Consider the following 13,426-nt stretch of genomic DNA (forward strand, 5'->3'; position numbering starts at 1 on the left):
AACAACCGCAGCCAACAACCGCAGCCAACAACCGCAGCCAACAACCGCAGCCAACAACCGCAGCCAACAACCGCAGCCAACAACCCCAGCCAACAACCCCAGCCAACACCATAACAAGGTCCCGCCGATGACTGTCCACCGTACCTTCGATCTGATCGCACCGTCCGGCTACCCGCCTGACTCCGAGGTGCTGAATCGGGCGTTGCAGCGCCTGCGCGGGCAAGGGCATCGGGTGGAGGGCGTCGACGCGACGCGGCGTCGCTATCAGCGCTTCGGCGGTACGGACGGCGAGCGCGCTGCGGACCTGAACCGGCTCGCGGATGCATCGCGCGCGTTGCCCGATATTGTGCTGGCCGTGCGCGGCGGATACGGCGCGATGCGTCTCCTGCACGGCCTCGATTACGACGGGCTGCAACGCCGGCTGACCGATCAACCGGTCGCGCTCGTCGGCCATAGCGACTTCACGGCGATCCAGTTGGCGCTCCTCGCGCGCGCCGGGCTGAAAACGTTCAGCGGGCCGATGCTGATGAGCGACTTCGGCGCGGAACACGTCAGCGAATTCACGATGCAGCACTTCTGGTCCGCGCTGACAAAGCCCAGCGTGACGATCGCGCGAAACGTCCCCCAAGCGCACGCGGTCGACGTCTCCGGCACCTTGTGGGGCGGCAATCTGGCGGTGCTGACGTCGCTCATCGGCACGCCGTACATGCCACCAGTGCAAGGCGGCGTGCTGTTTGTCGAAGACGTCAACGAGCAACCGTTTCGTATCGAGCGGATGCTTTATCAATTGCATCTGTCGGGCATCCTGGGTCAGCAGCAGGCACTCGTGCTCGGCGATTTTTCGGGCGGCAAGTTGTATGACTATGACAACGGCTACGACCTGCAAGCCATGATCGAGCACATGAGATCGGTGATCGGCATTCCGATCGTCACTGGCCTGCAGTTCGGCCACGTGCCGGACATGGTGACGCTGCCTGTGGGCGCCGACGCGCACCTCATCGCCGATGCGCGCGGCTTCAGGCTGACGTTATCCAACTATCCATTCCTGGGTTAAATGCCCGGGCACCTAAGAAGCGGGCTGCGGCCCGTTTTTTTTTATGGCTTGTCCACGCAACTAACGGCCCGCATCTGAACGCCCGTTCGGGCAACGAAGGCAGCGGTGAAGTAACGATTTGTCGACAAAATAGCCGCTCAAAGACATCGACTGTGCTCGCCGGCCGAGCGGCGCGTCCTTGCTGACCAAGCCGCCAAGTCACCCAGGCCAATTCACGCCGCACCGCAACACGAAAAATTGTCGATGATCGCCGCAAAAATTGTTGACAATCTTTATGTCCATCCTAATATGACCAACATACCGAGACACACATCATGTCCGACATCGACACCGAATCCGTCAGCGCAAATAGTTCGAAGCCCGAAGCAATTGCCGAGCGCATTCGTGCCGCGATTCTCGAGCATCGGTTGGCGCCCGGAGCGAAGTTGACCGAAGCACAGTTATGCGAAGTATTCGCGGTGAAGCGCGGTCCGATCCGGCAAGCGTTGGCACAACTCGCGACGGATCGTCTCGTGGATCTTGAGCCGAACCGCGGCGCGTTCGTCGCGAGTCCGTCGCTTCAGGAAGTGCATGAGGTGTTCGAGATGCGCCGCATCATCGAACTGGCCGTCGTCGAAAAGATTTGCAACGGGCACGGCATGCGGCGGTTAAAGAGCATCGGCGGCATGATCGGCCGCGAACGGAAGGCGTTCGAGACGCGCGACTTTTCGTCGTGGATTCGTTTGTCCGGCGAGTTTCATACGGAGCTGGCTCAACTCACCGGCAACACCGTGCTGTGCGATTGCCTGAACGGACTGGTCGCGCGCTCCACGCTGATCTCGGCGTTGTACGAGTCGCTTGGACGAAGCCCGTGTTCGTTCGAGGACCACGAAGCGATTCTCGCCGCGCTCGACGCCGGCGATGCCAAGGAGGCGGCGGCACTCATGTCGCGCCATCTGCAAAGCGTCGAGTTGAAGATGCTGGAGCGGCCCGCACGCGGCGCAGCCGACCTGCATGAAGTATTCGGCGCGCTGAGCGGCGGCATGAGCGGCATAAGCGGCATAAGCGGCGCAAGCAGCGGCGCAATGAGCGGCGCACCACGCGGCGCCGCGAAAACATCGCGTGAAGAATCACCCAAAGCGTTATCCAAGCGCAAGTCCGCGCCAAGCTGAGGCAAGCGGCCGGCGTGCGCCCGTTGCTGGTGCGCGCCGCACTGAACTGAACCGATAGAGCGAGCGTTGCAAGGCGGCCCGGCGCGGGCGCTGCCGGCCGGCGCACGCGTGTCCGTCGCCAACGCGCCGGACGAAAGTAGCAGCAGACCCATTGCGGACGTCCGCGGAACGCCGGCAATGCGATAACCACAAGTACTTCAGTACGGAGACATCCGCGGCGTGGCCAGCGCGGCCGCTCGAGCCTGTTGCGCTTGCAACGACAGCAGGCGCGGGACCGGCAGCAAAGCCGCAAGTGGCATGGCCAATGCATTGCCCTTCGATTCGCAATCGACGGTCCCATCACAAGGAGGAATCATGGCTCAGTTCAGTGCAGCGCCCGGCAGTTCCGCAATCCCCCCTTATGCAGACGGGGACGCATCCGGTAATCCCGCCATGCCGGCCGGCTACAGCGAGCGCTTATACAACGAGGATCTCGCGCCGTTGCGTCACCAGACCTGGGGCGCCTACAACATCTTCGCGTTCTGGATGTCGGACGTGCACAGCGTCGGCGGCTATGTGTTCGCGGGCAGTCTGTTCGCGCTCGGCCTGACGAGCTGGCAGGTGCTGATTGCGCTGCTCGTCGGCATCGGCATCGTCAACGTGTTGTGCAACATGATCGCGAAGCCGAGCCAGGCGAACGGCGTGCCGTATCCGGTCGCATGTCGCGCGACTTTCGGCGTGCTCGGGGCCAATGTTCCCGCCGTGATTCGCGGGCTGATCGCGGTCGCGTGGTACGGCATCCAGACGTATCTCGCGTCGAGTGCGCTGGTGATCGTCGTGTTGAAGTTCGTGCCGCAACTGCTGCCGTATGCGGACGTGCATCGTCATGGCTTCATGGGGCTGTCGACGCTCGGCTGGTCCGGCTTCATGCTGCTCTGGGTGTTACAGGCGCTGGTGTTCTGGCACGGCATGGAGACGATCAAGAAGTTTATCGACTTCGCGGGTCCGGCTGTTTATGTCGTGATGTTCATCCTCGCCGGCTACATGGTGTATCGCGCGGGTTGGCGCAACATCGGCATCAATCTGGGCGGCGTCAAATATCACGGCATGGAAGTGCTGCCGGTGATGATCACGGCGACCTCGCTGGTGGTGTCCTACTTCTCCGGGCCGATGCTGAATTTCGGCGACTTTTCGCGCTACGGCAAGAGCTTTCGCAGCGTGCAGCGCGGCAACTTCTGGGGACTGCCGGTCAACTTCCTCGCGTTCTCGCTCGTCACGGTGATTACGACGGCGGCCACGCTGCCGGTGTTCGGTCAACTGATCACGGACCCGGTGGAAACGGTCGGCCGCATCGACTATCCGACCGCCGTGATTCTCGGCGCGCTGACTTTCACGATTGCGACTATCGGCATCAACATCGTCGCGAACTTCGTTTCGCCGGCCTTCGACTTCTCGAACGTCGCGCCGCGGCTCATTAGCTGGCGCGCGGGCGGCATGCTCGCGGCGGTTGCGTCGATCTTCATCACGCCGTGGAATCTGTTCAATAACCCGGCCGTGATTCACTACACGCTGGACGTGCTCGGCAGCTTCATCGGACCTTTGTACGGAATCCTGATCGTCGATTACTACCTCGTGAAGCGCCAGAAGATCGTGCTCGACGATCTGTACACGGTCGCGCCGACGGGTTCGTACTGGTATCGCAACGGTGTCAACTATCGGGCCGTTGCCGCGCTGTTGCCGGCGGCGCTGATCGCCGTGTTGTGCGTGATGGTGCCGTCGCTCGACGGCATGGCGAACTTCTCGTGGTTCATCGGCGCGGGCCTTGGGGCGCTGTTTTATCGCCTGCTGGCACGCTGAGCTTCGGTAGGTGAAGGGCAGTGCCGGTGCATTGCCCATGCAGTCGAAAGAGGAGACGAGATGCGTATCAAACTGATCAACCCGAACACGACCCAACGCATGACGGATGCAATGGGCCGCTGCGCGCGCGAAGTCGCCGCGCCGGGCACCGAGGTGATCGCGGTCAGTCCGACGATGGGGCCGCCGTCCATTGAAGGCTATTACGACGAAGCGCTCGCGACGCCGGGCCTGCTCGCCGAAGTGATGGCGGGCGAGCGCGAGGGCTGCGACGGCTACGTGATCGCGTGTTTCGGCGACCCTGGTCTCTACGCGGCGCGCGAGCTCGCGCGTGGCCCGGTGATCGGCATCGCGGAGGCGGCCATGCACGCGGCGAGCGTGCTCGCGCCGGGCTTTTCGGTGGTCACGACGCTTGCGCGCACTTGCGGAATGGCGTGGCATCTCGCCGAGCGTTACGGCATGCGGCGTTTTTGCCGCAACGTGCGCGCGACGGACGTCGCCGTGCTCGACCTCGACAAGCCTGGCTCGGCGGCGCGCCGCATCATCCTCGACGAATGCCGGCGGGCGCTGGCGGAAGACGGTTCCGATGCAATCGTGCTCGGCTGCGCGGGCATGGCGGAGTTGTGCGCGGAGATCGAGGACGCGCTCGGCGCGCCGGTGATCGAAGGCGTGACGGCCGCCGTCAAGTGGACGGAAGCGCTCGTCGCACTGCGGCTGTCGACGGCCAAGCGCGGCGACTATGCGCGGCCATTGCCCAAGCGCTATGACGGCGCGCTGGAATCGTTCAGTCCGTCGGCAGCGGACCCGAACCCCGCGCCGCCGCGCATGAGCCATGCCGATTCGCTGCGGGTAAACACCAGCGCAGCCGAGCCGCACATACATTCAGTCTGACACGCACTATCTGCGCCGGTGTATGGGCGCACCAAGGCGTTTTCGCTACACTGGTCCAACTCGCCGCGGGCCGGCCGACGTGCTGTGCGCTGCATTGTGATGGCCGCTGTGGTGGCCATCTCGGTGGCCATCTCGGTGGCCGTCGCGACGGTTATCGCGGCGGCGCCGCACAAGGCTTCAACAGGTCTTGCAGCGCGCTTCGCGAGCCCACACGTATCGTCACTACGCATTCGTCAAACCATGCCACTCGACCCCAACTATCCACGCGATCTGATCGGCTACGGCCGCCACCCCGTGCAGGCCAACTGGCCAGGGCGAGCGCGCGTCGCCGTGCAATTCGTCCTCAACTATGAGGAGGGCGGTGAAAATTGCGTGCTGCACGGCGACCCCGGTTCGGAGCAGTTCTTGTCGGAGATCGTCGGCGCGGCTGCGTATCCGGCGCGTCATATGAGCATGGAGTCGATCTACGAATACGGTTCGCGCGCGGGCGTGTGGCGCATCCTGCGCGAATTCGAAAAGCGCGGCTTGCCGCTCACCGTGTTCGGCGTGGGCATGGCGATCGAACGGCATCCGGAAGTGGCGCGTGCATTCGTCGAACTCGGCCATGAGATCGCGTGTCATGGCTATCGCTGGATTCACTATCAGGACGTATCGCCGGAAAAAGAAGTTGAGCATATGCGGCTCGGCATGCAGGCGATCGAGCGCGTCACCGGCGAGCGGCCGCTTGGCTGGTACACCGGCCGCGACAGTCCGAACACGCATCGGCTCGTCGCCGAATACGGCGGCTTTCTATACGACTCCGATTACTACGGCGACGACCTGCCGTTCTGGATGGACGTCGAAGTGACAGGCGGCTCGACCGTGCCGCAACTGATCGTGCCGTACACGCTCGACACCAACGACATGCGCTTCGCGAGCCCGCAGGGCTTCAACACCGCGGACCACTTCTTCACGTACTTGCGCGATGCGTTCGACGTGCTCTACGAAGAAGGCGACGAAGCGCCGAAGATGCTGTCGATCGGCATGCACTGCCGGCTGCTCGGACGCCCTGGGCGTTTCCGCGGGCTGCAGCGTTTTCTCGACCATATCGAACAGCACGATCGCGTCTGGGTGACACGGCGCGTCGACATCGCGCGGCACTGGCGCGAACATCATCCGTATCAGCAAAACAACCGCGAGGCGGCGGCATGAAGGCGATGCAATACACACTGGACCAACTCAACACCGTTTCCACCGACGCATTCGTCGCGGCGCTCTCGGGCATCTTCGAGCACTCGCCGTGGGTCGCGGAAATTGCCGCGAATGAGCGACCATTTGCGAGCATCGACGAGCTGCATCGCAAGATGTCGAAGATTGTCGAGACGGCGGGCGAAGACAAGCAGCTCGCGTTGATCAATGCGCACCCGGAGCTCGCGGGCAAGGCGGCGGTGCGCGGCGAACTCACCGCGGAATCCACGCGCGAGCAAAGCGGCGCGGGCCTTGCGCAATGCACGCAGGCAGAGTTCGACAGGCTGCTTGCGCTGAACGCGGCGTATCGCGAGAAGTTCGGCTTTCCGTTCATTCTCGCGGTGCGCGGTTATGACCGTCACGGCATCATCGCGAACTTCGAGGCGCGCGTGAACAACAGCCGCGCCGACGAACTGCGCGCGAGCCTCGATCAGATCTACCGTATCGCACGTTTCCGGCTCGAAGACCTGATTGGTGCGTGAATCAACGCATGATTCGACGCGCGGCTTCACGGAACGTTTCCTCGCACTAACAAACACATCAAGGAAGACAAAGATGGCACTCCCGACTCTCGACCCCAACGCACCCGAATTCACGCGGCGTTACGTGAATCTGGCGGACCCGCGCCTGGGCGCGCAGGCGCTCGAGGCCAGCGACGAATTCTTCGCGCCGAAGGACCGCATGCTGAACCCGGAGCCGGCCGTCTTCATTCCAGGCAAGTACGACGAGCACGGCAAGTGGATGGACGGCTGGGAAACGCGCCGCAAGCGCGTGACCGGCTACGACTGGTGCGTCGTCAAGCTCGCGCGTCCGGGCGTGATCAAGGGACTCGATCTCGACACGAGCCACTTCACCGGTAACTTTCCGCCGGCCGCTTCCGTCGAAGCCGCGCGCGTGGTGGACGGCGTGCCGAATCAGTCGACGCAATGGACCGAAATCGTGCCGTCGATCACGTTGCAAGGCAACAGCCATCACTATCTCGAAGTCGGCGACACGAATGCGTACACGCACTTGCGCGTGAACATCTATCCGGATGGCGGCATTGCACGCTTGCGTGTGTACGGTCAGCCGCAAGTCGACTGGGCGGGCGCCAGCCGCACGCAGCAGTTCGATCTCGCGGCGATGGAGAACGGCGCGTATCTGGTCGCGGCGAACAATCAGCACTTCGGCGCGGCGTCGACGATTCTGATGCCGGGCCGCGGCGTGAACATGGGCGACGGCTGGGAAACGCGGCGCCGTCGCGAACCGGGCAACGACTGGGCGATCGTCGCGCTCGCACAGCCGGGCGTGATCTCGAAGATCGAAGTCGACACCGCGCACTTCAAGGGCAACTATCCGGATCGCTGCTCAATTCAGGCCGCGTATGTGACGGGCGGCACGGACAGTTCGCTGATCACGCAAGCGATGTTCTGGCCCGTGCTGCTCGGCGAGCAGAAGCTGCAAATGGACAAGCAGCATTACTTCGAAAGCGAGATCGCCGCGCTCGGTCCGGTGACGCACGTGCGCTTTAACATCATTCCGGACGGCGGCGTATCGCGTCTGCGTTTGTGGGGCACGCTGGCATCATGAAAACGCTCGCTATCGAACCATTGACGAAGGAAGCGTTCGCCGCGTTCGGCGACGTGATCGAACTCGAGGGCGCGAAGCAGATCCCGATCAATCTCGGCACGACGATCCGCTATCACGACCTCGCGAAGGTGGACGTGACGGACGAGAACGGCCGCACGTTGATCAACCTGTTTCGCGGACAGCCGCGCACGCTGCCGTTCGAGGTGAAGATGCTCGAACGGCATCCGCTCGGCAGTCAGGCTTTCGTGCCGCTGAACGACAAGCCGTATCTGGTGGTGGTCGCGCCGGCGGGCGAACTGGACGAATCGAAGATTCGCGCATTCGTGACGAGCGGTTGGCAGGGCGTTAATTATGCGAAGGGGGTTTGGCACCATCCGCTGATCGCGTTGGGCGAAGTGAGCGACTTTATCGTCGTCGATCGTGGCGGGGAGGGGCTCAATCTTAACGAGCAGGATCTTGTGGAGCCGCTGTGGTTGACTGAGGATGCGTTGAGTGGGGTGGCGGTTTAGCGTTCCTGTTCCGGCGTTATTGGCGATTGACGAGCAGGATGATGGTAAGGAGCTCATGGCAGAAATGCCGTGGGCTCTTTTGTTTTTTGACGGTCGTCAACATGGGCGAGTCGGCTTCGACTTGGCCAGCGGCGGCATCACTGAGAACGTGCGTTAGCCGGCGCCTCGGTTGCGGCCATGACTGGTGAAACCAACGTCGACCGGCAGCAGGCCGTACAGAATGCCTGCGCGACAGAGGAAGCGTCCAGCAAGCAATTCAACCATCACCGCGCAGCAAACAAAAAACGGGCTTCCCGCTTCCGCGAAAAGCCCGCTTCGTGATGCTGAGCGACCTGGTTCCAACGACCTCACACCGGCAAAGTCTCGGTCACTTCGCCATCACTTCGCCGCACCCCCCTCGAACCACGCAGCGATCTTCATCCGTTCGTCGTCCGTCATATGCGTGACATTGCCAAGCGGCATCGCCTTCAGCGTCACCGCTTGCTGATAAATCCGCTGCGCGTTCTGCGAGATCTCGTCCGGCGTATCGAGCAACACCCCAGCAGGCGCGCTGCCCATCATCGTCGGATGCGCGGAGTGGCATGCCACGCAACGCTGCTGCAACACCGGCGCGATGTCGGCCACTTTCACCGTCGGCGCATTCGCCGCTTGCGCCTGCGGCACCATCGGCTTGGGCATGGTCCAGAAGAGGGCGCCGAACATCAGCGCGATGCCGGCGAGCGGCAAATACCACAGCACCTGGCCACGATGACGCATCACGAAGAACTGACGGATCAGCGCGCCGGCCAGCATGATGACGACGAGCACCGCCCAACTGTACGGATGCGTGTACGTCATCGCGTAGTGATTCGACAGCATCGCGAAGACGACGGGCAACGTGAAATACGTGTTGTGCACCGAGCGCTGCTTGCCGCGCTTGCCGTAGATCGGGTTCGGCGTGTCGCCCTTCAGCATCGCGTCGACCATCTTGCGCTGGCCCGGAATGATCACGAAGAACACGTTGGCCGACATGATCGTCGCGAGCATCGCGCCCATGATCAGATACGCCGCGCGCCCCGCGAAGATATGGCACGCGAGCCACGCCGCGATCAGCACGTACACGCCGACGCAGATGCCGAGCACCTTGTCCTTGTTGCCGAGCATGCGGCACAGCGAGTCGTAGACGATCCAGCCTGCGGCGAGAAAACCGAGCGCCGACGCGACCGCGACCACGGGGCCCATGTCGAGCACGTTTTTGTCGATCAGATACGTGGACGGCGAGAACAGATACAGCACCGTAAAAAGCCCGAAGCCCGACAACCACGTCGTGTACGACGGCCACTTCGACCAGTGCAGGTCGTCCGGCATTTCCGGCGGCGCGACGGTGTACTTCTGCATGTTGTAGAAGCCGCCGCCGTGCACATGCCACAGTTCGCCGAACACGCCGCGCTTGCGCTGGTTCGGGTCCTGCGGCGGTTTCAGGCTGTTGTCGAGGGCGACGAAATAGAACGACTCGCCGATCCATGCGATTGCGGCGACGACGTGAAACCAGCGAATCGCGAGATTCAACCAGTCGGTGATAAAGCCTTCCATGAAACTCCTCCACTTCTGATTCGTTGCTCGCGCGGCGGCGTTGTGTGCGTCACGCCGCCCTGCGGACTGCGGGGTGAAAGACGCGGTGCGCTCAGTTCGCACGGCGTCGTCGTTCACTCGTCTCTAAGGTTTGTTATTGCGCTTCTGCAATCGACCGCACGCTTTGCGGTTCCCGATCGATCAGCTGCCGCGATAAGTGCTGTACGACCACGGCGATACGAGCAGCGGCACGTGATAGTGCGCGTTGGCATCGGCGATACCGAAGCGCAACACGACGCGATCCACAAAACGCGGCTCGGGCACCTTCGTGCCGATCGACGCAAAGTAATCGCCCGCGGCGAACACGAGTTCGTACTCGCCCGGAACCAGCGCGTCGCCTTGCAGCAGCGGTTCGTCGCAGCGGCCGTCGTCATTGGTGAGGGTGGTTTTCAGCGCGCGGCGCGTGTCGCCCGAAAGCGCGAAGAGTTCGACCTTGATGCCCGCGCCGGGACGGCCGTTCGCGGTGTCGAGCACATGGGTAGTGAGCTTTCCCATTCGCAGTTTTCCTTGTGTGTTTGCGAGGTTTCGGCGGCAGCCCGATCCAGATACGTTGCGGCGGATCGAGGCTCCACGTCAGTGGCTACATACCCGTCGGCGAATTGAAGCGAGCGCCGTGGCAGCCATTGTAAAAACTTGTTCTGTCGAGCGCGCGCGCGATAAGAAAGATAATAGCTGGCGCATGAACGACAGTCTGCTGAAAGCCTCGGCGGATGCGTTCGCGCGGCCTTGCTGCGCAGACGATCCCCGTTCGATCGTACCGTCGTCAAAAATGACCGACTATATCGCCGGCCTGAGGATGGTTATCGCAACGGCGCGAGTTGCCAGCGTTATTTTGGCCGTCGAAGGTTACGTCTGTGCGCCGCAGCAATAAGGCCCGAGCAACTCAAGGCTTATGCGCGGCACACGTCCCGAAGACGGCGGAGCACGCCGGGTAACCGGGCCAACAGCGTTCGACGGGACGCGGCGGCGCGGCGACACGGCTCACGCGCGGTCACATCGCGTTCGAACGACTTTGCACGGAAGCAATCAGGCGGAGAAAGCGGATGACGATGGAACAGGCAGCACAAGAAACCAACAATACGAACAAACCGAACAGAACGATGCTGGTCAAGCACGCCGACGTGCTCGTCACGATGGACGGCGCACGGCGCGAACTGCGCGACGGCGGCTTGTATATCGAGGACAACCGCATCGTCGCGGTCGGGCCGACGGCGGAACTGCCGCCCACCGCCGACGAAGTGCTCGACATGCGCGGACATCTGGTGATTCCCGGCCTCGTGAACACGCATCACCACATGTATCAGAGCCTCACGCGCGCGCTGCCCGCCGCGCAGAACGCCGAGCTGTTCGGCTGGCTCACGAGCCTCTACAAGGTGTGGGCGAACCTCACACCGGAGATGATCGAAATTTCGACGTTGACCGCAATGGCCGAGCTGTTGCTCTCGGGATGCACGACGTCGAGCGATCACTTGTATATCTATCCGAACGGCAGCCGGCTCGACGACAGCATCGTCGCGGCGCGCCGCATCGGCATGCGTTTTCATGCGGCGCGCGGCAGCATGAGCGTGGGGCGCAAGGACGGCGGCCTGCCGCCGGATTCGGTCGTGGAGCGCGAGGCGGACATTCTGAAGGACACGCAGCGGCTCATCGAGAGTTACCACGACGAAGGACGTTACGCGATGCTGCGCGTCGTCGTTGCACCATGCTCGCCGTTTTCGGTGAGCCGCGATCTGATGCGCGAATCGGCGGTGATGGCGCGGCACTACGGCGTATCGCTGCACACGCATCTCGCCGAGAACACGAACGACGTTGCCTATAGCCACGAGAAATTCGGTATGACGCCCGCGCAATATGCGCAAGACCTGGGCTGGGTCGGGCGCGACGTATGGCACGCGCACTGCGTGCAACTCGACGACGCAGGCATCGAACTGTTCGCGCGAACCGGCACGGGCGTCGCGCATTGTCCGTGCTCGAACATGCGGCTCGCGTCCGGCATCGCGCCCATCAAGCGGATGCGGCTCGCGGGTGTGCCGGTGGGTCTGGGCGTGGATGGCTCGGCGTCGAACGACGGCGCGCAGATGGTCGCCGAAGTGCGCCAGGCGCTGCTGTTGCAGCGCGTCGGCTTTGGGCCGGATGCGATGACCGCGCGCGAAGCATTGGAGATCGCCACGCTCGGCGGCGCGAAGGTTCTGAATCGCGACGACATCGGCGCGCTCGCGCCGGGCATGGCGGCCGACTTTGTCGCGTTCGATTTGCGTCAACCGCTCTTCGCCGGCGCGTTGCACGATCCGGTGGCGGCGCTGGTGTTCTGCGCGCCGCCGCAGGTGAGCCATAGCGTGATCGGCGGCAAGGTCGTGGTGAAGGACGGACAGTTGACGACGCTGGAACTCGGACCGGTCATCGAGCGGCACAACCGGTTGGCGAAGGCGCTTTACGAAGCCGCGGTGTGAGGTGAACGCGACGTGAACGCAAGAGGCGGCTGCACGCGAAAACCGCCGACCGCTCACGCGGCCACTCAAGCTTCAAGGCTTGTCGATTAACGTCCTGGTCGCTTCCGCGACGAGGCTGCGCAGCCAGCGCACTTCGTCGGAGTAGTGAACGCGCTCGTGCCAGAGCTGGTAGTACTGCATCGGCGGAAAATCGAGCGGTGCGGGCACCACAGTCAGCGGCAGGAACTTGGCGTAGTAATCGGCGAAGAGACGCGTCGTCGTGAAGATCAGATCCGATTTGATCAGCACGTACGGCGCGAGATTAAAGTACGGCAGCGTGACGACCACATGGCGCTTCAAGCGCTCGCGCGCGAGATGCACGTCGATGGCGCCGCGCTGGCCGACCGAATACGGCGTCGGCGCGAGATGCGGCGCGTTCAGATACTGATCGAGCGTGAGCCCGCCGCGCTTCGCGAACGGATGCGTGTTGCTCATCAGGCAGACGATCTGGTCGACGAACAGGTTCGACAGATGCAGTTGCTCGGGCGGCTCCGGCCAGTTGCCGACGACGATGTCGAGCTTGCCGTCTTCGAGCGCGAGTTCGTAGTCGAACGCGGGGCCGAGCGAATGGAACTCGAGCGTCGCGTTCGGCGCGGCCTGGCGAAAGCGTTCGACCACCGTCGGCACGAACAGCACGTTGAGGTAGTCCGGGCAGCCGATCCGGTAGCAGCGGATCGACGTCGCCGGATCGAAGTTGTGTTGCTGGAACTTGATGCGCTCGATTTCGCGCAGTGCGTTCTGCACCGGTTCGAGCAGGCGCAGGCCGTATTCGGTGGGCACCATGCCGGACTTGCCGCGCACCAGCAGCGGGTCGCCGGTGATGTCGCGCAAACGCCGCAGCGCGGCGCTAATGGCCGGTTGCGATTGATTCAGTTTGACGGCCGCGCGCGTGACGCTGCGTTCCATCAACAGGGTGTGCAAGACGCGTAAAAGATAGGTATCGATCGCCTCGCGTTGCTGACTCATGACTTCTCCGAAATATATGTTCTGGCTGATCGACGGGGTGCAGAGGTATATGCGTTTTAATATGAACGAAAAACGGCGTCAAGGGAGGCATACCCGCAGAGCTTGCTGTGGCGCGGGTTTCAGCGA

13 protein-coding genes are annotated in these 13,426 nt (G+C 62.9%); 10 read left to right on the plus strand and 3 right to left on the minus strand.

What is annotated here, in order from left to right:
- Nucleotides 1-127 precede the first annotated feature (127 nt).
- The 8 genes from ldcA (at nt 128) to P0D87_RS30390 (ending at nt 8,234) form a co-directional block, all read left to right on the plus strand.
- Entirely contained in the window at nt 128-1,054 is a 927-nt protein-coding gene (gene ldcA / locus P0D87_RS30355; protein ID WP_053858191.1) for a muramoyltetrapeptide carboxypeptidase, read from the plus strand.
- Nucleotides 1,055-1,368: 314 nt separating this feature from the next.
- A complete protein-coding gene (locus P0D87_RS30360) occupies nt 1,369-2,205 on the plus strand; it encodes a GntR family transcriptional regulator (RefSeq protein WP_053858190.1) in 837 nt (278 codons plus the stop codon).
- Between the two features lie 354 nt (nt 2,206-2,559).
- The gene (locus P0D87_RS30365; protein ID WP_006051777.1) at nt 2,560-4,041 is read left to right on the plus strand and encodes an NCS1 family nucleobase:cation symporter-1; all 1,482 of its coding nucleotides are present in this window, start codon (nt 2,560-2,562) and stop codon (nt 4,039-4,041) included.
- A gap of 60 nt (nt 4,042-4,101) precedes the next feature.
- Nucleotides 4,102-4,929: an aspartate/glutamate racemase family protein gene (locus P0D87_RS30370; RefSeq protein ID WP_053858189.1), complete on the plus strand. Its 828-nt coding sequence runs from the start codon at nt 4,102-4,104 to the stop codon at nt 4,927-4,929.
- Nucleotides 4,930-5,169: 240 nt separating this feature from the next.
- Nucleotides 5,170-6,120, plus strand: a complete 951-nt coding sequence (gene puuE, locus P0D87_RS30375) for an allantoinase PuuE (RefSeq protein WP_053859038.1) — start codon at nt 5,170-5,172, stop codon at nt 6,118-6,120.
- A complete protein-coding gene (gene uraD, locus P0D87_RS30380; protein ID WP_053858188.1) occupies nt 6,117-6,638 on the plus strand; it encodes a 2-oxo-4-hydroxy-4-carboxy-5-ureidoimidazoline decarboxylase in 522 nt (173 codons plus the stop codon). Before puuE ends, uraD begins: the two co-directional genes overlap by 4 nt.
- Nucleotides 6,639-6,711: 73 nt before the next feature.
- Nucleotides 6,712-7,725, plus strand: coding sequence for an allantoicase (alc, locus tag P0D87_RS30385; protein ID WP_006051773.1), 1,014 nt, complete (start codon nt 6,712-6,714; stop codon nt 7,723-7,725).
- Nucleotides 7,722-8,234, plus strand: coding sequence for an ureidoglycolate lyase (locus P0D87_RS30390; RefSeq protein ID WP_053858187.1), 513 nt, complete (start codon nt 7,722-7,724; stop codon nt 8,232-8,234). Before alc ends, P0D87_RS30390 begins: the two co-directional genes overlap by 4 nt.
- A gap of 378 nt (nt 8,235-8,612) precedes the next feature.
- Here the strand turns inward: P0D87_RS30390 and P0D87_RS30395 are convergent, their stop codons facing one another.
- Nucleotides 8,613-9,806, minus strand: a complete 1,194-nt coding sequence (locus tag P0D87_RS30395; protein WP_053858186.1) for a urate hydroxylase PuuD — start codon at nt 9,804-9,806, stop codon at nt 8,613-8,615.
- 180 nt (nt 9,807-9,986) lie between these two features.
- Nucleotides 9,987-10,340, minus strand: a complete 354-nt coding sequence (gene uraH, locus P0D87_RS30400; protein ID WP_006051770.1) for a hydroxyisourate hydrolase — start codon at nt 10,338-10,340, stop codon at nt 9,987-9,989.
- 118 nt (nt 10,341-10,458) lie between these two features.
- On the opposite strand from uraH, the gene P0D87_RS30405 reads away from it, so the two are divergent.
- Nucleotides 10,459-10,716 carry a hypothetical protein gene (locus P0D87_RS30405; RefSeq protein ID WP_029968644.1) on the plus strand — a complete coding sequence of 86 codons (258 nt, stop codon included), beginning with the start codon at nt 10,459-10,461 and terminating at the stop codon, nt 10,714-10,716.
- Nucleotides 10,717-10,888: 172 nt separating this feature from the next.
- Nucleotides 10,889-12,295: an 8-oxoguanine deaminase gene (locus P0D87_RS30410; protein ID WP_029968643.1), complete on the plus strand. Its 1,407-nt coding sequence runs from the start codon at nt 10,889-10,891 to the stop codon at nt 12,293-12,295.
- Nucleotides 12,296-12,367: 72 nt separating this feature from the next.
- On the opposite strand, the gene P0D87_RS30415 is transcribed toward P0D87_RS30410, so the two are convergent.
- A complete protein-coding gene (locus P0D87_RS30415; RefSeq protein ID WP_006051768.1) occupies nt 12,368-13,300 on the minus strand; it encodes a LysR substrate-binding domain-containing protein in 933 nt (310 codons plus the stop codon).
- Between the last annotated feature and the right edge of the window lie 126 nt (nt 13,301-13,426).

The sequence above is a fragment of the Paraburkholderia sp. RL17-368-BIF-A genome (assembly GCF_046054045.1).
In the GTDB taxonomy this organism is placed as follows: Bacteria; Pseudomonadota; Gammaproteobacteria; order Burkholderiales; family Burkholderiaceae; genus Paraburkholderia; species Paraburkholderia graminis.